The following is a 20,874-nucleotide window of genomic DNA, read 5'->3' on the forward strand; positions in this document are numbered from 1 at the left end:
TTAATTTTTAAATTCGCAGTTTGCAATTCGTTTCCTTTATTTGATTTTAAAGTAAATTTCTTGTTTTTCATCATAAACAAATATTCTTTTATCCATTTTATTTGCTTCAAAATAATCAAGTAGCTCGGTAACTTCCGAAAGCATATCTTTACTAATTTCCATATATGATATTTCTTCATTGTGATTTAAATGTTTTTGTTGCACTTCATAAGAATACATTGCAGGCATATTAAAAAACATTATATGAGCCTTTTTTTTAGTAATTAAATGATATTCATCATTGATTTTAATAACTTTTTGCAAATCCGAATATAACTTTTTAGTTTCATCGTCAAATTTGCAAGTAACATAAAAATCTACAAAGTCCAAATGCGAAAGTGTATAGCTAACATACTTTTTACAAGTTTTATAAAATTTATCTCTTTGTTTCTCTAAAATCTTATCATACTCCTTTGTTAGCTTTTCTATCTCATCATCGCTTTTATCTAATGCTTTAAGTTTAGCGTTATAATGGCTTTTTAAATAATACAACTCATAATTTATCAAATCATCTTTCATTGCTTTTATAATAAAAGGTTCTCTAAAAAATAACAAAACTATCGGTAAAAAATATATCACCATCAATATAGCGATAAATTTAAAAAATTTTTTAACAAATTTACGCAAATTCTGTTTCACTTTTTTATAAATTTTATAAAATTCACGCCATTTTCGTGCGAATAGGCGATTTCGTAGCCGTTTAAAATCGCTGTTTTTTGTATGATAAATAGCCCAAATCCATACCCGCTCGAACTTTTATGCCGCACGCTTTTATCCAATTTCCAGTTTAGTTCTAGCTCGCCGTTCGCGCTAGAAATGTCCTTGGCTAGGGGCTCGCCGCTGTTTTCGAAAACTATCGCGCCATGCGTGGCGTAAATTTTAATCTCGTGATTTGGCGAGTAATTCAGCGCATTTTCGATTAAATTTTTAAGACAAATCTCCCACAGCTCGGCACTTCCGTAAATTTTAAAATCGCGTGCTAAATCAATGCAAATTTTATCATTTTCGCGCAAATTTAGCTTTTCGCGTGTGCGCTCAAAAACCTCGCCAAAGCCCATTTGCTCGCACTCTACCGCCTCGGAGCTAACCAGACTTTCAAGAAGCCTGAAATTTTCTAACTGCTCGTTTATCTGCGCAAAAAGCCTAGCCAAATTGCCCTGATTTTGCGGGCTGGGAGCGTTTTTTAGGTAGAAAGCGCCCTTGGCAAGGGGAGTTTTCATCTCGTGCATGAAGATTTTGTTAAACATTTCTCTGGTGCCAAGAAGCTGTTTTATGCGCAAAATCGCGCTATTATAGGCGTTTTGGATACGAGAAATTTCTTTATAATCGCTTTTAATTTCCAAAATTTTAAACTCGCCGTTTTTTAAATTTAGCAAATTTGAATAAAGCAAATTTAATGGCGCCAAAGCCTTATTTAAAAAGAAAAAAAGTAGTGCCAAAATGCCTAGCAAAACGCAGAAAAAAATGTCGAAAACCGCGAAATCTCGGTCATTATCCAAGGCGCGCAAAACCATATAATTAATCGGCGTGTATATGAAAAACAGCTCCTCGCGCCCTGATTTTACGATCTGATACCCGCTGTTTTTATCGCCGAAACTCTCGATGATTTTGGCATTTTTGGTGCCGAAATTTTCGGCTAAAACAAAGCCATTTTGCGCCAAAATTTCATCGCTTGGCAAGCTAGCGTTTAAAAGCTCTTCTTGGAAACTTTGCAAATTTAGCCGTAAATTTAGGCGCAAAGTCTCTTTGTAGCGATAATCCTTCCAGCTATGCACGCCAAACCACAAAAAAACTACCCCCAAAAACGCTACCAAAAAAAGTATCAAAATGCGCCTGAAAATGGACTTTTGCGCGCTGTTTTGCGAATTTATTTGCGCTGAAATTTTTGCGCCCTTTTGCGTATCCGTATGCGTCAAATTTTGAGAATTTCCCTGCGCTGAATTTTGCGCCGAATTTTGCTCGCTATTTGGCAAGGCGATACCCTCTGCCGCGAAGTGAGATTATGTGATTTGCCTCGCTGTGAGGTTTGATTTTGGCTCGAATTTTGCTGATTATCATCTCCAAATTTTTCTCATTTGCCGATACAATCGAGGGCGAGGCGCGCAAAATTTGCTCCTTGCTGACAGCGGCTGGGAAGTTGCGAACTAGCTCGCCAAGCACTTCAAACTCAGCCAGCGTAAGCCCCAAATTTACGCCCTTAAACAGCACATCGCCTAGATTTTTATCCACGCTAAACGCTAAATTTTCGCTCTCTTCTTTAAAATCATTTGCCCTGCGCAAAAGCGAGATTATGCGCGCGTATAGCTCGTCTGGGTCGTATGGTTTGGGCAGATAGTCATCAGCCCCGATTTGCAGGGCGCTTACCTTATCGACGGTTGAGGCGCGCGCGCTTGAAACGATAACCGGGATTTTGCTTTTTTTGCGGATTTCTTTGCAAACTTCCAGCCCGTCCATGCCAGGAAGCCCCAGGTCTAATAAAACCAAATCAAACTGCGCCAAATCCGTGCTAATCGCCAAAAACGGATCCTCACACGCCTCCACGCTAATGCCTCGCGAACCTAAAAATTCGGCTATCAATCCAGCAAACTCTGCGTCATCTTCAATCAAAAAAATTTTTACCATTTTCGCTCTTTAAATTTTGATATAAAACCTTAATTATATGTAAATTTTGTAAATTTGAGAGTTCTAAATAATAAAATTTATTAATTAGATACTTTTTATTTAAATTTATCGTTTATAATACCGCCGAATTTAAATTAAGAAAGGAGACATGAAAATGTCAAAAGTAACAAAACAACTAAACCAAATCCAAGCAGATGCACACGCGCTATTTGTCGCATTTCACGCATATCACTGGAATATCAAAGGCCTACAATTCGCGCCAATCCACTCTTACACAGAGGAGGCTTACGATGAGTTTGGCGTGCTTTTTGATGACGCAGCTGAAAGAGCCTTGCAAATCGGTGGCAAACCAGTAATCAAAGCCGAAGAGCTAATCAAACTAGCCTCTGCTCCAATCGATCTAAAAGACGATTATAGCGCAGAAGAGGTGCTAAAAAATGTGAAAAAAGCCTATGAATATTTGCTAAAAGAGTTCAAAAAACTAGCCGAAATCGCAGATGAAGCAGGCGATATCGTAACATCAAATTTCGCACAAGACAAACTTGGCGGATATGAAAAACGCCTTTGGATGCTTGATGCAATGCTTGCAAAATAATTTTTGCAAACCTCAATAAAAGTCGCCAAATTCGGCGACTTTTTTAAATTTAATCTCAAAATTTAAACCTAAATTTAAACCTTGAAATTTCAGTCAAATTTAGTCTAGCATTTTCCTGCTTTTTTTAGCAATGCGTTGCATTTTTGGTTTGACGCGCCATTTGCGCCGCCGATTTTGGTGCATAGCGTATCAGAATCTAGTGCTACGACGCTGGTGAAATAGCATCTATATAGATTGCCTTTATTATCATTGACCTTAAAATGCACAGAGTCGATTTCGCTGACCACTGAGTCTTTAACGATTGTTAAATTTGATTTTTCTATACCTGTGGCAAGCTCGGCTCTATCCAAAAGTGAAGCCTCTTTTACAAATGGTTTTTTGACATAACCGCATCCACTTACTAAAAGCGCGATAATAGCGCAACCAAAAATAGATTTTTTCATATATACTCCTATTTGGGTAAATTTAAAGGAAGTGATTGTAACCCCCTCCCCATTAAAATTCACTTAATTTAGTGTGAGATGAAATTTTTGAAATTTAAAAAATTAAGCAGAAAAGTCGCCAAATTTGGCGACTTGTGAAATTTGTGAGTTTTAGAATTTATCGTGCGTATTCGCGCCGTTTGTGTTATCCCACGGAAGTTTGGTTCCTCCAAGGATATGAAAGTGCAAATGCATGACCTCTTGGCCGCTGTTTTCGCCGCAGTTGCACACTAGGCGGTAACCTGTCTTATCTAGCCCCATTTTCACAGCGACTTCCTTGATAAAACTGCTTAGCCCTACCATGACTTCTGGTGGGGTTACTTGGAAGTTTTCATAGCATTTTTTCGGAATTGCCAAAATGTGGATTGGTGCCCTTGGGCTAATGTCGTGAAACGCCAGAAAATCGTCGTTTTCTAGGACTTTGTTGCATGGAATTTCGCCTGAAACAATTCTTTCGAAAATATTCATAATAAATCCTTTTTGGGTTAAAAAATCAAGGCGAATTATAGCTAAAAATTTCAAATTTATGAATTTTTACCTTGCTTTTATGAAATTTTAAATAAAATCGCAAAATTCATTTTTTTACAAAAAGGATAAATTTTGCAAGAAATCAAAGCCAAAATCGAAGCAGCCACTAGCTTAGATGAAATCGAAAAAATCCGCCTTGAATTATTTGGCAAAAAGGGCGTTATCACCGAGCTTTTCGCTCAGTTAAAGTCCGTCCCTGCCGAGCAAAAAAAGGATTTTGCAAAAGAGGCAAACCAAAAGCGAGATATTTTTTCCGAGCTAATTGGCGCGAAAAAATCAGCCTTGGAGGCAATCGCGCAAAAAGAGGCGATGAAAAAAGAGGCGATTGATGTTACGCTGTTTAACGAAAATGTCGCTAGCGGGGCACTTCACCCTGTAATGGAGACTATGGATAAGATAATAGATTATTTTGTATCGCAAAATTTCAGCGTAGAATCTGGTCCGCTAATCGAAGATGATTTCCATAATTTCGAAGCGCTAAATTTACCGAAATACCACCCAGCGCGCGATATGCAAGATACATTTTATCTAAATTCAGGCGAGCTTTTGCGCACACACACTAGTGGCGTGCAAATCCGCACAATGGAGAAATTCAAAACTCCGCCAGTGCGTATGATAGCCCCAGGTGCGGTATTTAGACGCGATATGGATTTGACACATACGCCGATGTTTCACCAAGTAGAGGGTTTAGTCGTCGAAAAGGGCGCAAATGTGAGCTTCGCAAATTTAAAATACATTTTAGAGGATTTTTTGCATTATATGTTTGGCGATGTCAAAGTGCGATTTCGCCCTAGCTTTTTCCCATTCACCGAGCCTAGCACAGAGGTCGATATTAGCTGTATTTTTTGTGGCGGATCGGGCTGTCGCGTGTGCAAACAAACTGGCTGGCTAGAAGTGCTAGGAAGTGGCGTGGTAGATCCAAATGTGTTTAAAGCGGTAAAATGGAGCGATGTGAGCGGATATGCCTTTGGGCTTGGGGTCGAGAGATTTGCTATGCTACTTCATAGAATTCCTGATTTGCGCTCACTTTTTGAAGGCGATATTAGATTATTGGAGCAATTTAAATGATAATAACGAAAAATTGGTTACAAGATTGGATTGATTTAAGCGAAGTCTCATCAGAAAATTTAGCCCTTACGCTAAATTCGATTGGCTTAGAAGTCGATGCGCACACTCGCATGAATATCCCAAATTTGGTCGTCGTGGGGCTTGTTAAAAGCAAAAGACGCCACGAAAATTCAGACCATTTAAATGTCTGCGAAGTCGATGTGGGCGAAAAAACGCTCCAAATCGTGTGCGGAGCCAAAAATGTCGATGCAGGGCAGTTTGTAGCAGTAGCACTCGTGGGAGCGAAGCTTCCTGGCGGATTGGAGATCAAACCAGCCAAACTTCGTGGCGAAGAGAGCTTTGGTATGATTTGCTCATCGACCGAGCTTGGGCTTCCTAAGACCTTTGATGGGATTATGATTTTAGACGAAAGTATCGGCGAGCTAATCCCTGGCAAGGCGCTAAATGAGTATGAAATTTTTAACGACGATATAATCGAGATCGAGCTGACCGCAAACAGAGGCGATTGCCTTAGTATTTTAGGTATCGCGCGAGATCTTGGTGCTGGGTTAAATTTAGCGTTGAAAGAAAAAGTCGAGTTCAAAGATTCTGAAAATGCCCCAGGAATCGGCAGAATTCTAAATGTCCATACAAACGCCGAAAGCAACGCGAGATTTTCGTTTCGCGCCTTTGAAGCAAAGAAAAATTTCGGCCTTTCCTTCAAACACATTTTGCGCCTTGCGATTGCCGATTTGCTAGGCTCTTGCGCTGTGCAAAACTATCTAAGCTATGTTACGCACGCGACGGGAGTTTTGCTAAGGGCGTATGATTTCGAAAAAATCGCTGGTGGGAGCGAAAAAATTTCACTTGATATTAAACAGCTACAAAACGGCGAATTTGGCGTGTATTGCGGTGAAAAACTGCTAAGTATCGCCGGAATTTGCCAAGATGAAAATTTTAAAGCCTGCGATAACACAAAAATCGCAATCATCGAGGCAAACTACACCAAACCCCTTGTCATCGCAAAAGCCATAAACGAAAACAAAAGCCTAAAAGGCGACGAGCAGGTTTATCGCTCATCTCGTGGTAGCGAGCCAAGTCTAGGCGTGGGAACGGATCTTTTATTTCGCATTTTGGGCGAAAATCCTTCGATTTTGCCGTATGCTGGCGCGCAGAGAATTTCGAGCGCGTATGAGCCTGTAACGATTAGATTTAGCGACAAAGAGATTAATAAAATGATTGGCGCAGATATTTCGCGCGATCAAATCGTAAAAATTCTAAAAAAACTAGGATTTGATATCAGCATAGAGGCTGATTTTATCAACGCCAAAGTTCCGCATTTTAGGCACGATGTGCTAAATGCGCACGATATTTGCGAGGAAATCGTGCGAATCGTAGGCATCGATAATATCGCCTCAGCACCGATGAAATTCGAGGAAAAAACACGCATAAACGAAACTTATATAAATTTGCAAAATTCACGCAAAGTGCGCAAAAAAGCGGCTGCTTTGGGATTTTTCGAGTGTGTGCATTATGTCTTTGACGATAGCAAAATTTTAGCCTCTCTTGGATTTGCGCCGTGCAAAAAAGAGATTTTAAACCCAATCAATAGCGAGTTAGACGCGCTTCGCCCAACGCTGATAAATCATCTTTTGGCTTCATCTGAGCGAAATTTGAAAAATTCGAAAAAAAGTGTCAAACTTTTTGAGCTTGGCACGGTTTTTGACGCTGAGGGCGTGCAATCGCAAAAACTAGGATTTGTCGCAAGCGGACTAAAAAACGAAAGCTCTATCGCAAACGGCGCGAAACCTGTGGCTGTGGATTTTCTATACTTTGCGGGATTAATTCAAAGCGTGATTGGTAAATTTAGCGTGAAAATCCCAGAGCAAAAAATCGGCTTTTTAAGCGAATTTGAACAAGCTCTAATCGAGCAAAACGGCGAAATTGTGGGCTTTATAGGACGCGTAGATGGCGATGTAGAAAAAAGCCGTGATTTGGAAAAAACATATTTGTGCGAGATTGATTTTGGAAAGTTAAAATTTGAAAGAATTATGGCAAATGCTTATTCGAAATTCCCTAGTATTTCGCGTGATTTAAGTATTTTGGTGCCAAATGACCTTAGATTTGAGAAGATTAAAGAGGTTATAAGCTCCCTTAAAATCGACGCTTTGAAGGAATTTTTGCCGACTGATTTATACAGAGACGAAAGCCTAAAAGATAGCGCAAGTCTGACAATTAAATTTAGTTTCCAAGACGATAACAAAACCCTTGAAGATGACGAAGTAGCGGGCTTTATGGATAAAATTTTACAAGCATTAAATCAAAATTTAGGATTAGAATTACGATGAGAATTTTCGCTCAAAAATCGCCATTAAATGCCGAAATTTCAAATATCGGCTCGGATAAATCGATCTCTCACAGAAGCGCAATTTTCGCGCTTTTATCGGATAGGACAAGCAAAATTTCAAATTTTTTGCTAGCCGAGGATACGCTAAATACGCTAAAAATCGTAGAGGCTCTGGGCGCAGAGGTTAAGCGAGTGGGTGCTTTGGTCGAAATCACGCCAAAAGGCGCGATAAAAGAGCCAAATATGCCATTGGAGTGCGGGAACTCAGGCACTACGATTCGCCTTTTTATGGGGCTTTTAAGCTCGGTTAAGGGATTTTTCGTCCTAAGTGGCGATAAATACCTAAACGAACGCCCAATGCGCAGAATAGGGGGTCCCCTAAGCAAAGTAGGGGCGAAAATTTATGGTCGCGATAATGCAAACAAAGCTCCGATTGCAATCGAGGGAAATAGGCTTGAATATTTCGAATTTGATAGCAAAATTTCATCTGCTCAGGTCAAAACCGCTATGATTTTAGCCGCCCTTAATAGCAATGGTTGCAAATTTAGCGAACCTGAGCTAAGCCGCGATCACAGCGAAAAAATGCTAAAAGCCATGGGAGCGGATATTAGCACAAACGGCCTTGAACTGCGTGTAGAGCCACTACGCGCACCACTTAAACCGCTTGAAATTTTCGTGCCAAACGACCCAAGCTCGGCGTTTTATTACGCTGTGGCAGCCTCGATAATCCCGGGCTCGCATATCGTGCTAAAAAATATGCTTTTAAATAAAACTCGCATAGAAGCTTATGAAATTTTAAAGAAAATGGGCGCGAAAATCAGCTACAAAAAAACCGATGAAATTTACGAAGAAATCGGCGATATTGAAATTTCTTACGCCCCGCTTCACGCCGTAGATGTTAGCGAAAATATCCCATGGATGATAGATGAAGCCCCAGCCCTAGCCGTGGCGTTTGCCTGCGCGCAGGGCAAAAGCACTCTAAAAAACGCAAAAGAACTTCGCGTCAAAGAGTGCGACCGCATAGCTGTCATGGTCGAGGGATTAAAGGCGTGTGGCGTGAAAGCTAGCGAGCTAGAAGATGGCTTTGAAATCATGGGCGGTGGAGAAATGAGTCCAGCAATCATCACGCCTCATGGCGATCACAGAATTGCGATGAGCTTCGCTATTTTGGGGCTTAAATGCGGTATGATGATAGAAGATGCCAAATGTATCGCGACATCTTTTCCAAATTTCAGCGAAATTTTAAAACAAATCGGAGCTAGCGTTGAGGATTGAAATGGCGAAAAGCTACGGCTTTTGCTTCGGGGTCAAAAGAGCGATTAAAATCGCAGAAAACGCAGGCGAGGCCTCGACGATAGGCGAGCTAATCCATAACGCAGAAGAGATCAACCGTCTAAGGCAAAATTTCGGCGTAAAAACCCTAAAAGATGCTAGCGAAGTAAGCGATGAAAAAAAGCTCATAATCCGCACACACGGTATCCAAAAAGAGGATTTGACGCGCCTAAGAGCGCAAAATAAAGAGCTCATCGACGCGACCTGCCCCTTTGTGACCAAACCACAGCAAATCGTCGAAAAAATGAGCGATGAGGGGTATGATATCGTGATTTTTGGCGATAGCAACCACCCAGAGGTAAAAGGGGTGAAATCTTATGCTAAGGGCAGGGTTTTTGTGGTTTTAGAGCCAAGCGAATTGGACGAGATTAAGCTAAATTCAAAGGTTGCGGTAGTTTCGCAAACTACGAAAAAAATCGAAAATTTTGTCAAAATCGTGGATTATTTAATGCAAAAATCGCGTGAGGTGCGTATTTTTAATACTATCTGCAACGCAACGCTAGAAAACCAAGAAGCAGCCGCCGAACTTGCCAAAAAAGCCGATATTATGATAATCGTGGGTGGCAAAAATTCATCAAATACAAAACAACTTTTTTTGATTTCGCAAAGCTTTTGTAAGGATAGTTATTTGATCGAAAACGAAGACGAAATCGAGCAAATTTGGTTTAAAAACAAAAATTTATGCGGGATTTCAGCAGGGGCTAGCACGCCTGATTGGATTATCAAAAAAGTCGTTGAAAAAATCGAAAAAATATCAAAATTTTAAAATTTCATCTCAAATTTAACATATCAAAATTTAAAAAAATTTAGTTGATTAAAAGCAAAATTTAGGTAAGATTTAGTTTTTAGCATTTTTGTTAAAAATGTAAATAAATTTAAAGGAAGCTTTATGGCCGAGGTGAACGAGAAAGTTCAAAATCACGCAGATGAAGATTTTGCGAAATTGTTAGAAGAGTATGACAACCAAAAATCACACGATGAGGTAGTCACAGGTAAGGTTATCGCTGTTAAAGACAACGAGATTTTCGTAGATGTGGGTAGAAAGCTAGAAGGAGTTTTGGATGTATCCGAAGTGAGCGACGCCCAAGGAAACTTGTGTGTAAAAGTAGGTGATGACATTAAAGTCGCGATAATCGGAAGTAGAGGTGGTCGCCCGGTCGTATCATATAGAAAAGCTATAAAAAAAGAAAAAGTTAAAGCATTTATCGATTCTTACGATGAAAATGCAGAAAATGTATATGATGTCAAAATCGTCTCTTTTAACAAAGGCGGTTATGTTTGCGTTAGCGAAGATGATGTCGAGTTTTTTATGCCACGCTCTCAAAGTGCGCTTAAAAACCCAAATGGCGCTATCGGAAAGACTTTTAAAGTAAAAGTTCTAAAAGTAAATGAAGATGAGCTAAGTATCGTGGTTTCACGCAAAAAATTGCTTGATGAGGACCGCAAAGCTAGCAAAGAAATCATCGAAAAAATCGTAGCTACTGAGGGTGTCATCGAAGGCACAGTCAAAAAAATCACAACTTATGGTATGTTTGTCGATGTAGGCGGCGTAGATGGTCTAGTTCATTACAGCGAAATTTCATACAAAGGCCCTGTAAATCCTAGCTCGCTTTACAAAGACGGCGACAAAGTCCCAGTCAAAGTCGTCAAATACGATAGCGACAAAAAACACCTATCTCTTTCAATCAAAGCTGCAATGCCTGATCCTTGGAACGAGATCAAAGACAGCCTAGAAGTCGGCGACACAATCCGCGTAAAAATCAGCAATATCGAGCCTTATGGCGCATTTGTTGATTTAGGCAACGATATCGAGGGATTTTTGCACATTAGCGAAATTTCATGGGATAAAAATATCAAAAATCCAAAAGACTTCATCAGCGAGGGCGAAGAAATCGATGTAGAAGTCGTAGAAATCAACCCAGATGAAAGAAGACTAAGAGTAAGCCTTAAAAACTTGCTTCCAAAACCATTTGATGAATTTTTGGCAAAATACAAAGTCGGTGATGTGGTAAAAGGGGCAATCACAACAATCACAAATTTCGGCGCGTTCGTTAGAATCGACGGCGTAGAAGGTCTTTTGCACAATGAAGACGCTTCTTGGGATAGAAACGAAAAATGCAAAAATTTATTCAAAATTGGCGATGAACTAGAAGTCAAAATTATCAAAATCGACAACGACACACAAAAAATTTCACTAAATCGCAAAGAGCTAGGCGATAGCCCGATTAGCGATTATGCGAAATCTCACAAACAAGGCGATGTCGTAAAAGGTAAAATTCGCGATATCAAAGATTTCGGAATCTTCGTAGAGTTAGAAGGTGGCGTAGATGCGCTACTTCGCAAAGAGGATTTGGGCGATAAGAGCGCAGATGAGATCAAAGTCGGCGATGAAATCGAAGCAGCGATCGCATTTATCGACGAAAAGAAAAATCGTATTCGCCTAAGTGTTCGCAGACTAGCTCACCAAAAAGAGCGCGAGCTTTTAAATGAAGTAAATAGCGATGACGAAAAAATGACTTTGGGAGATCTTATTAAAGATCAACTAAAATAACCCCGCTTGCAAGGCAGTTTTGCCTTGCAACTCCACATACAAAATAGGAGAAATTTATGAAAACTGTAATAGTTTGCGACGCAATCCACAATATAGGTTTTGAACTTCTCTCAAAAGAATCAGATATCCATGTAATCGACGCTACCGATGTCCCAAAAGACGAGCTTTACGGCATGCTTGGCGATGCAGATGTAGCAATCACTAGAAGCTCGACTGCGGTAGATGAGAAATTCTTAAATTCAGGAACTAATCTCAAAGCTATCGTGCGCGCAGGCGTGGGCGTGGATAACTGCGATATCGACGGCTGCTCTAAGCGCGGAATTATCCTTATGAATGTCCCTACGGCAAACACAATCGCCGCTGTGGAGATGACTATGTGCCACCTGCTAAATGCCGCCCGCAAATATGTAAATTCGTGCAATGATTTGAAAATCAATCGCATTTGGAAACGCGAAAAATGGTATGGCACCGAGCTATACAAAAAAAGCTTAGGCATTATCGGTTTCGGCAATATCGGCTCTCGCGTGGGTGTGCGCGCACTTGGCTTTGGTATGAGCGTCATCGCGTATGATCCATACATCGATCCAGAAAAAGCCACAAAACTAGGCGTAAAATACACTACGAATTTCGACGATATCCTAGCGTGCGATTTCATCACAATCCACACACCAAAAAACCGCGAAACTATCAATATGATCGACGAGCCACAAATTGCGAAGATGAAAGACGGCGTGCGCCTCATAAATTGCGCGCGCGGTGGATTATACAACGAAGCAGCCCTAGTAAAAAACCTAAAATCAGGCAAAATCGCATATCTAGGCATAGATGTTTTCGACAAAGAACCAGCCACTTCGCATGAATTTTTAGATATCGAAAATTTAACCGCCACTCCGCACCTTGGCGCGAATACTTTGGAATCACAAAGAAATATCGCGGTCGAAGCCGCTGAGCAAGCTATCAGCGCAGCACGCGGTATCAGCTACCCAAATGCGTTAAATTTGCCTATCAAATCCGAGGATTTACCAGCCTCAATCGAAGCGTATGTGGATTTGATATCAAAAATGGCATATCTAGCCGCCCAAATCAACAAAGGTCCGATAAAATCTATCAAAATCGAGGGTAGTGGCGAGATTTCGCAATACCTAAATTCAATGCTAGTTTTCGCTATCGTGGGCGCACTACACGATAGTTTGGGCGATTCGCTAAATTATGTCAATGCGAAATTCTTAGCCGATGAGAAGGGTATCGAAACCGAGTATAAAGAGTGCGTGGGCAGTATCTACAAAAATGAGATTGGCGTTACGATTATCACAGACAAGGATACTTCGAGCGTCGTGGGCACGGTCTTTGACGGCAAAGAGGGTCGCATAGTCAATGTCAATGGATTTAAAACTGACTTCAAGCCAAAAGGCAAGATGATAATCTTCAAAAACACCGATGTCCCGGGCGTCATCAAAAACATAAGCACGATTTTAGCCGATGAGAATATCAATATCGCTGACTTCCGCCTAGGCAGAGGCGAGGACGGCAACGCACTAGCCGTGATCTTAGTCGATTCTCAGGTGCAAAAATCAGTCCTCGAAAAGCTCGCTAAACTTGACACTTGCCTCATGGTGCGCTACGCATCGCTATAAATTTAGTCAAATTTAATGGTGGGGTTATAATAATGATTTTATTATAACCCCAAAAGAAAGCAATATGATAAAAAATTTAAAATTCTATAAATTTTAGATGCAAAATTTTATACATTTACAAAATAGCGCAAAAATGGGACTTTTTTATAAAATTTTAAAATTTTTTCAAATTTTTTGCAAAAATAATTGAATTTTTTAATTTTTTTTGCTATAATCCACGCAAGTTTTACATATATGTATGTAAAATGAAATCTATTTGCAAGGAGGAAACCATGAGAAAAGGTTTCACTATGATCGAGTTGATCTTCGTTATCGTTATTTTAGGTATTTTGGCAGCTGTTGCTATTCCAAGACTTGCAGCTACTCGTGATGATGCTGAGCTTAGCAAAGCAGCAACTAACCTTTCAACAGTTGTAAGCGATATCACAGCTTATTACACAGCTAAAACTTCATTTAGCAATGATGTGAAAGATATGACAAATGTTAGTTTGGGTACTGGCACTGGTACTATATCTGGTAATTTACAAATAAAAGGTGCCAACTGCATTAACATCGAGGCAGTTGAGGCAGTTGCAGATACTGTATCAGCTTCTGGCACTATCACTCAATATGGAGTTCCAGCATATGTTCATTTGACAAAAGATGGTACAAATAGTCCGTTATGCGATAGTTTTGCAGCTATCCCTGCTGTTGCAAAAATGTTAGCTGCTGAGCCTATCTATGGTAAAAAGATTAAGAGCGATGGTACGTTAGACACTAGTGCAAAACTACCAAAGGGTTCATATCCAGTTGGTGGAAGCAACGTAGTTTATTAATAAATAAACTAAGTTAATAAACTTACACACTTAGCCCTAGCTTCGGCTAGGGCTTTTTTATTAATCATAAATCCAAAAAATGATAGCGATAAGAAAAGTATGAAAAATATGGAAGCCTTCGAAAAAGAATATTGTAAATATATAAATGAGTAAAATCTATGATTTCCCTAATTTTATTTTTCATTTTTTTAGTAGCTCTGTTTTTTGTCCAATCTGCTAAATTTAGAGTCTTTGGCGTGGTTTTGACATTTTTGTTTTTGGTTATTACTATTTTTAATTACACGGCGTATTTTTATACTGGACATTTTTTGAATTTATCGCTTATAAATCTCTTGGCGATTAGCTTAGAGGGTGCGCCGATGATGAGCTTTTGGCGCGAAATTTTGATCGTTGTTTTAGTTTTGGTTTGTGTAGTGTTGTTTTGCATAATGCTTTGGCAAAGGTTGAAGCGAAGAGAAAATTCGATTAAATTTTGCGCTATTTTGGCTATCGCTTCCTACATTTTGGCGATTGTTTTCAATCCTTTAACTAAATCTTGCGTAGAAATTTTTCAAATTTTAAATCCCAAATATCATAAAGAAGCTCGTGCTATGCTTCAAAAATATATCGTCAAGCCAAAAATAAATCCAAATTTTAAAAACAAAAATATCGTTTATATATATTTGGAGAGTTTTAGTAGAGATTTTACTACTGAATTTGTCGGTCTTACGCCAAATATAAATGCTCTTACGAATCGTTTGGATTTTACAAATATCAATCAATTATCTGGGGTATGGGGAGGTGCGAGTGTTACCATAGAAGGGCTTTTTGCGTCACAATGTGCTTTTCCATTTGGGTTTTTTAGAAAACCAAAAAAGGGCGAAAATACCGTAGCCGAAGCAAAAAAAGTAAATTTTCCAACAAAAATCTCGTGTGCCACGCAAATTTTGCAAGATCAGGGGTATTATACATATTTTATCAAAGGTGCCCCTTTGAACTATCAGCGCACCAAAGAGCTTTTATCTAATCAAAACTATAATGAAACCAAAGGTTTTGATGAGCTCAAAAATCAGGGCGCAAAGAGCAAAAACGAGTGGGGTGTAGATGATGATGAGATGTTTGAGTTCGCGTGGCGGGATTTCGAGCGTTTGAGCCAAAGGGGGGATAAATTTATCCAAGTCGTTTTAAATGTCGGAATGCATGTGCCAAATGGTTTCATATCAAAATCTTGCGAAAATTTAGCTTTTCCATATAACGAAAAAATGCTAAAAGCTGTGCATTGCACGGATTATTTAGTTGGCAAATTTATAGGTAAAATTCGCTCGTCGCAGTATGGGAAAAATACTATTATCGTCATCCAAAGCGATCATCTTATGCCATATACATTTACTGATATAAAAGATGAAAATTTAGAGGATTCAAAACTCTTTTTTACGATCTTAGACGATGATATTGCTGGTGTGCAAAAAGTGGAAAATTACGGCTCATCGCTGGATACATTTACTACATTTTTGGGATATATAGGCGTGATTGATAAGATGAATCTAGGCAGAAATATACTCAAAATTCCGTCTATAAATTCCGAACAAGATATTAGGTATATTTATAATACAGCCATATCTAGCTTTGATGATTTGGACTATAAAGAGCGGTAAAATTAAATTCCTCGCACTAAATTTGCTGTCATTGCGAGCATAGCGAAGCAATCCAGAGAAATTTCATTGACTTTAATTTGTCATTGCGAGAAATAGTGCAAGCCGTTTCGTGGCAATCTATAAGTTTAAAATTTAAGGTCAGTGTTTTTGCGAAATTTTAAAATTTAAGTAGAATTTTGCTTTAAATTTTACTGGATTGCAACGCTGGGCTTGCAATGACAAATTGGAGTAAATTTTATAATAATAGCAAGCGTATCGGCGCAGTATCACGCAAAACACCAAAACAATTTCAAATCAAATTTTACAAAATTCATTGTAAATTTTGAAATTTCTGGTGATTATAAACTCTCATTTGCTTTGTGTGAAAAAGATAAATGTGGTAAGATGGTTGCAGAGGAGGGATTTGAACCCCCGACCTTCGGGTTATGAGCCCGACGAGCTACCACTGCTCTACCCTGCGATACAAAAATGATTTAAAGAAGAGTGGATGGGGTAGGAGGATTCGAACCTCCGCATGATTGGACCAAAACCAATTGCCTTACCGCTTGGCGATACCCCAATGCAAAAGAATTTGTATTGTACAGAAAAACAAAGCAAAAGTCAAGAAAAATCGTGAAATTTAGCAAAATTATATTTAAATTTTAAAATTTCGCAAAAACACTGACCTTAAATTTTAAACTTGTAGATTGCCACGAAACGGCTTGCGCCGTTTCTCGCAATGACAAATCAGAGGCAATGGAATTTCTCTGGATTCTTCGTCGCTAACGCTCCTCGCAATGACAATAGCTAGCGTGTCTGGGGCAGTATTCACAGCTCGCGAAGCGTAATGACAGCAAATTTGGCGTTTGGTGATTTTAATTTATAAAATTTTCACAGAATTTAACTTAGTCTATCTTTGCTAAAATGCGAGATTTAGGAGAGTTTATGAGAGTATTGCGCTACGAATTTCGAAATTTTTAATCTGTATAGATTTTGGAATCGCGCATTATCTCATCATACGAAATTTCGGTAAAAATACGTGAGGCTTTTTTGTAAATTTCATCATCATCTTTAAAAGGCAAACTATCCGTCGCAAGTAAATTTCTCCCTAAATTCATCTCGCCCAGTATCCCCATATACCCAAGCAGGGTGGTAAAAGTATCAAACGAAGTGCCTTTTTTATCTATCGTTACGGTGCCATTTATATCATCGTCTAAAATCATAAAAAAATTTTTTGAATTTCGTAAATCTGTATCAAGCTTAGTATCACTACTATAAGATAATGGGTGATCGTTTTGTAAAACTATGATAGTATTTTTGCTAAATTCAGAAGCGCGAATTTTATCTATAAATTTTCCGACTAAAAAATCGGTGCAATGCGCTGCTTTTTGCATTTGGCTATCGCTGGCAAAGGGCAAATTTTCGCAACTTTTGGATAAAAATCCATTTGGCGCGTGAGTTCCTATCGTCAAAAGCGTTTGCAAGAAATTCTTTTTTTCTTTCGAAAGGCGCACGAAGTCCTCCCACGCGATTTCTAGCATATCGTCATCATCTACACCCCATGCGTTGAGATTTTTCTCGCCTTGTTCTAAAATCTCAATTTTCCCTTTCATTTCATTATATTTTCGGTGATTTAAAAATGTTCTTGTTGATTGAAATTCTAAATCAGCACCCTTCATAAAATACAGATAATATCCTTGCTCTTTTAAAATATCGCTGGCGCATTTGATATTTTTGGAAAAATTTTTATCCATTTTATCTTTGTCAAAAACATAGATATAATTCAACGCGCAATGTGACCCAAAAAGTCCTTTTAGCGTAAAATCAGTATCGACAACTTGTGTCGTATTTGTAAAATCAATTTTATTATTTAAATTAGAAAAATACGGCGTGAGATTTGGAAAAAGTTTTTCATCTAAATAGTTGCGATTAAAACTCTCCAAATAAATATAGACTATATTTTTATTTTTGGCCGCTTGTTTGGGCTTAGGAACTGCGATATATGGATAAACGGTTTTTTTAAATTTAGCCACAGGAGGATTGTAAATCTCGTAAAGCTCTTTTGCGTTTATATAAAGCGGATTTGTCAAAAAAGCCGTTATGAAAAATATCGCAAAAATCGGAATAAATTTGATATTTTTGGTAAGTTTTGGCGAAATTTTTTGATATAAAATCATGCAAAAAAGCAAAATCGCCAAAATGACGCAACCAAGAAGCGCGAGTTCTTTTGCAAAGGTCGAAAACGGTGCGCCTATAATAGAAGTTTTTATAAATGTAACGACATAAAATCCAAAATGTTTGCCAAGATAAATCAGCAAAATCGTATCAAAAACAAAGGCCAAAATATACACAAAAATTCCAGCACAAGCAACGCCCAAAAGCCATTTTTTGTGTAAAAATTTAGCCAAAAAAAGTGAAACGATAAAGCAAAGCAACGAAGCGTATGTCATTTTAACCTTTTTATGCAAATTCGCGCAAAATATTTAAAACGCCGAATTTTAGCAAATCCTTGTTTAAAATTCTCAAAATTTTATCTTTTTGCGCTATAATTTAAATTTTACAAAATTTCAAAAGGATACAATCATGATCAAGACTTGCTTATTTCCTGCTGCGGGGTATGGCACGCGCTTTTTGCCAGCCACAAAATCGCTACCTAAGGAAATGCTCCCAATCCTTACAAAACCACTAATTCACTATGGCGTAGATGAGGCGTTAGAAGCTGGTATGAATAATATGGCATTTGTCACAGGGCGTGGAAAGCGCGCTTTGGAGGATTATTTCGATAGAAGCTACGAGCTAGAAGACCAAATCAAGGGCACTAGCAAAGAGTATTTGCTAGATGATATTAGAAAATTAATGTCATCTTGTCAGTTTTCATTTACCCGTCAAGAGGATATGAGAGGGCTAGGACACGCGATTTTTACAGGCAAAACTCTCGTTAGAGATGAGCCATTTGGCGTAGTTTTGGCTGATGATTTGTGTATAAACACCGCTGGCGAGGGCGTGCTAGCACAAATGGTTAAAGTTTATGAGAAATATCGTTGCTCAATCGTAGCCGTAATGGAAGTAGAAAAAGAAGATGTCAGCAAATATGGCGTAATCGCGGGCAAAAGCATTAGCGATGATTTGATTATGGTTAGCGATATGGTCGAAAAACCAGCCCCAAAGGACGCCCCATCAAACCTAGCAATCATTGGCAGATATATACTCACGCCTGATATTTTCGATATCATCGAGCGCACGCCAGCTGGCAAAAACGGCGAAATCCAAATCACCGACGCGCTCTTAGAGCAGGCCAAAAACGGCGTTGTAATGGCGTATAAATTCAAGGGCAAACGCTTTGATTGTGGCTCTGTGGAGGGCTATGTCGAGGCGACGAAGTATTTTTATGAAAAAGAATTTGCAAAGAAAAAAAATGATAAAAAATAAACTTTTTTTCACCAAAGCCAAAAACGACGCGCTAAAAAATGTCGCTTTGGCGCTAAAAGATGAATTCGAAAGTGGCGAGATCGGGTATTATCACCTACCAAATAGCGGCGAGAGCGCGATCGCGCAGGCTAGCGAGTTTTTAGCTGGCAAAAATTTTAGCGCTGTCGTAGTCGTGGGAATCGGCGGTTCGAGCGTGGGTGTAAGGGCATTTTACGAAATGCTACGCGAAAAAATAGAGCCAAATTTAAGATTTGAAATTTTGGATAATTTAGACGATTTTAGCGTCAAAAACGCCTTAAATGGGCTCAAATTTAACGATACACTCTTTATCATCTCGTCCAAATCCGGCACCACAATCGAAACCATTTCGCTATTTAAGGTCGTTTTAGATGAGTTTGGTGCGCAGGATTTGAGCCGCAATTTCATCTTTATCACAGATCCAAATTCGGCGTTAGAAACCTACGCAAAAGCTCAAAACGCCACCGTGATAAATATGCCAGCCAATGTTGGCGGGCGATTTAGCGTGCTTAGCGCAGTTGGCCTCGTGCCAGCTCTCGCTCTTGGGCTTGATGCGCGCGCCTTGCTAGCTGGCGCGAAAATGGCGCAAGAAAGGTTCTTGGGCGAAATTCTAAACGGAAATTTCGAAAATTTAGAAAATAACGAAGTCGTGCAAAAAGCCCGCCACTACGCCACTCACAAAAACGCCACAATCAATGTGATTTTCAGCTATTGCGACAGGCTCAAAGCCTTCAACGACTGGTATGTCCAGCTCTGGGCAGAGAGTATCGGCAAAAAAATCGGCTACACGCGATATGGGCTTACGCCTGTCGGGCTAGTTGGCTCGCGCGATCAGCACAGCTTCTTGCAGCTTATCATGGATGGCGTGAAGGACAAGACAGTAACATTTATGAAGCTAAAAAACTCCGGCACATCGCGAAAAATCCCAAATTTGAGCTTGGAAAATTTGGCTAGTTGCGACTTTGTAAATGATCTAAGCTTGGAGAGTGTGCTAAATTTCCAGTGCGACGCGACCGCGCAGGCTGTGATAAACGAGGGCGTGAGTGTCGATGTCATCGAAGTAGGCGCGCTAGATGAGGCAAATGCTGGATTTTTGTTTTATTATTTTGAGCTACTAACTAGCGCGGTTGGGGCGATTTTGGGCGTGAATACCTACGACCAGCCAGGCGTTGAAGCAGGCAAACGCATACTAAAATCAATGATTTTAAATAGATAATTTTTTGAAATTTAGCGCATTAAACAGCTTCTCGCAATGACGATAACCTATCATTGCGCTTCGCAAGTCGGGGATACTGCCCCGATACGCTAACCATTATCATTACAAGAATTTTTGAAGCATTCGCTATTGTCATTGCGAGGTGACGCAGTCGCCGTGACAATCCACGAGCCTAAACTACCATGCGCTTTAATTCCTGTCATTGCGAGCGAGTGTAACGAGCGAAGCAATCCAGAGAAATTTCCTTGCCTTTTATTTGTCATTGCGAGAAACGGCGCAAGCCGTTTCGTGGCAATCTACGAATATAAAAAATTTCGGCGCAGTATTTTTGCAGAATTTCAAAAATTTAAGTGGAATTTTGCTTTAAATTTTACTGGATTGCTTCGCTATGCTCGCAATGACACGAAATTAATATTTTGGTGATTGTCGCTCGTAGATTGCTTCGCTTTCTGCGAAAGCTCGCAATGACAGATTAGACAAATTTGTTCGCTATTGTCATTGCGAGGAGCCGTGCAACGGCGACAAAGCAATCTACGAATTTAAAATTTGAGGTCAGTGTTTTTGCAGAATTTCAAAATTTAAGTGGAATTTCCATTTAAATTTTAC

17 protein-coding genes and 2 tRNA genes are annotated in these 20,874 nt (G+C 39.4%); 11 read left to right on the top strand and 8 right to left on the bottom strand.

All coding sequences use genetic code 11. From position 1 onward, the window contains the following. Window positions 1-36: 36 nt before the first annotated feature. The 3 genes from OFO07_RS03180 to OFO07_RS03190 are packed head-to-tail and all read right to left on the bottom strand — an operon-like array spanning window position 37 to window position 2,661. Window positions 37-678: a hypothetical protein gene (locus OFO07_RS03180; protein WP_270870904.1), complete on the bottom strand. Its 642-nt coding sequence runs from the start codon at window positions 676-678 to the stop codon at window positions 37-39. Beyond that, window positions 675-2,012 carry a hypothetical protein gene (locus tag OFO07_RS03185; RefSeq protein ID WP_270870905.1) on the bottom strand — a complete coding sequence of 446 codons (1,338 nt, stop codon included), beginning with the start codon at window positions 2,010-2,012 and terminating at the stop codon, window positions 675-677. The genes OFO07_RS03180 and OFO07_RS03185 overlap by 4 nt, the downstream gene beginning before the upstream one ends. Beyond that, window positions 2,002-2,661 (bottom strand): response regulator transcription factor, encoded by a 660-nt coding sequence (locus OFO07_RS03190; protein ID WP_270870906.1) that lies wholly within the window; start codon window positions 2,659-2,661, stop codon window positions 2,002-2,004. Before OFO07_RS03190 ends, OFO07_RS03185 begins: the two co-directional genes overlap by 11 nt. A 154-nt stretch (window positions 2,662-2,815) precedes the next feature. Here OFO07_RS03190 and OFO07_RS03195 point away from each other — a divergent pair, with 154 nt between their 5' ends. Then, complete coding sequence (locus tag OFO07_RS03195; protein WP_270858336.1) at window positions 2,816-3,256, top strand: Dps family protein; 441 nt, start codon at window positions 2,816-2,818, stop codon at window positions 3,254-3,256. Between the two features lie 104 nt (window positions 3,257-3,360). Here the strand turns inward: OFO07_RS03195 and OFO07_RS03200 are convergent, their stop codons facing one another. Further along, a complete protein-coding gene (locus OFO07_RS03200; RefSeq protein ID WP_270858335.1) occupies window positions 3,361-3,699 on the bottom strand; it encodes a hypothetical protein in 339 nt (112 codons plus the stop codon). Window positions 3,700-3,849: 150 nt separating this feature from the next. Continuing rightward, window positions 3,850-4,206 (bottom strand): histidine triad nucleotide-binding protein, encoded by a 357-nt coding sequence (locus tag OFO07_RS03205; protein WP_270865914.1) that lies wholly within the window; start codon window positions 4,204-4,206, stop codon window positions 3,850-3,852. 132 nt (window positions 4,207-4,338) lie between these two features. Between OFO07_RS03205 and pheS the strand changes: the two genes are divergently transcribed. The 8 genes from pheS to OFO07_RS03245 all read left to right on the top strand — a co-directional run bounded on the left by pheS (window position 4,339) and on the right by OFO07_RS03245 (window position 15,626). After that, window positions 4,339-5,334: a phenylalanine--tRNA ligase subunit alpha gene (gene pheS / locus OFO07_RS03210; RefSeq protein WP_270870907.1), complete on the top strand. Its 996-nt coding sequence runs from the start codon at window positions 4,339-4,341 to the stop codon at window positions 5,332-5,334. Next, window positions 5,331-7,661: a phenylalanine--tRNA ligase subunit beta gene (pheT, locus tag OFO07_RS03215; protein ID WP_270870908.1), complete on the top strand. Its 2,331-nt coding sequence runs from the start codon at window positions 5,331-5,333 to the stop codon at window positions 7,659-7,661. Before pheS ends, pheT begins: the two co-directional genes overlap by 4 nt. Beyond that, complete coding sequence (aroA, locus tag OFO07_RS03220) at window positions 7,658-8,935, top strand: 3-phosphoshikimate 1-carboxyvinyltransferase (RefSeq protein WP_270870909.1); 1,278 nt, start codon at window positions 7,658-7,660, stop codon at window positions 8,933-8,935. Before pheT ends, aroA begins: the two co-directional genes overlap by 4 nt. Beyond that, a complete protein-coding gene (locus OFO07_RS03225; protein WP_270858330.1) occupies window positions 8,925-9,758 on the top strand; it encodes a 4-hydroxy-3-methylbut-2-enyl diphosphate reductase in 834 nt (277 codons plus the stop codon). Before aroA ends, OFO07_RS03225 begins: the two co-directional genes overlap by 11 nt. 123 nt (window positions 9,759-9,881) lie before the next feature. Next, a complete protein-coding gene (locus OFO07_RS03230) occupies window positions 9,882-11,543 on the top strand; it encodes a 30S ribosomal protein S1 (RefSeq protein ID WP_270870910.1) in 1,662 nt (553 codons plus the stop codon). 56 nt (window positions 11,544-11,599) lie between these two features. Beyond that, window positions 11,600-13,177, top strand: a complete 1,578-nt coding sequence (gene serA / locus OFO07_RS03235) for a phosphoglycerate dehydrogenase (protein WP_270869712.1) — start codon at window positions 11,600-11,602, stop codon at window positions 13,175-13,177. A 272-nt stretch (window positions 13,178-13,449) separates the two neighbouring features. Beyond that, entirely contained in the window at window positions 13,450-13,992 is a 543-nt protein-coding gene (locus OFO07_RS03240) for a type IV pilin protein (protein ID WP_270870911.1), read from the top strand. A gap of 158 nt (window positions 13,993-14,150) precedes the next feature. Beyond that, complete coding sequence (locus OFO07_RS03245) at window positions 14,151-15,626, top strand: sulfatase-like hydrolase/transferase (RefSeq protein ID WP_270870912.1); 1,476 nt, start codon at window positions 14,151-14,153, stop codon at window positions 15,624-15,626. Window positions 15,627-16,011: 385 nt separating this feature from the next. Here the strand turns inward: OFO07_RS03245 and OFO07_RS03250 are convergent. From OFO07_RS03250 to OFO07_RS03260, 3 genes are all read right to left on the bottom strand, one after another. Then, window positions 16,012-16,086 (bottom strand) — tRNA-Met (locus OFO07_RS03250). A 24-nt stretch (window positions 16,087-16,110) separates the two neighbouring features. Beyond that, a tRNA-Gln gene (locus OFO07_RS03255) sits at window positions 16,111-16,185 on the bottom strand. Between the two features lie 397 nt (window positions 16,186-16,582). Next, a complete protein-coding gene (locus OFO07_RS03260) occupies window positions 16,583-18,073 on the bottom strand; it encodes a sulfatase-like hydrolase/transferase (protein ID WP_270870913.1) in 1,491 nt (496 codons plus the stop codon). Between the two features lie 115 nt (window positions 18,074-18,188). On the opposite strand from OFO07_RS03260, the gene galU reads away from it, so the two are divergent. Together galU and OFO07_RS03270 are read left to right on the top strand one after the other, a co-directional pair. Further along, complete coding sequence (galU, locus tag OFO07_RS03265; protein WP_270870914.1) at window positions 18,189-19,034, top strand: UTP--glucose-1-phosphate uridylyltransferase GalU; 846 nt, start codon at window positions 18,189-18,191, stop codon at window positions 19,032-19,034. After that, entirely contained in the window at window positions 19,021-20,268 is a 1,248-nt protein-coding gene (locus OFO07_RS03270; protein ID WP_270870915.1) for a glucose-6-phosphate isomerase, read from the top strand. Before galU ends, OFO07_RS03270 begins: the two co-directional genes overlap by 14 nt. Window positions 20,269-20,874 lie beyond the last annotated feature (606 nt).

Origin of the sequence: Campylobacter sp. JMF_06 NA1 (assembly GCF_027737785.1) — a bacterium.
Classification (GTDB): Bacteria; Campylobacterota; Campylobacteria; order Campylobacterales; family Campylobacteraceae; genus Campylobacter_B.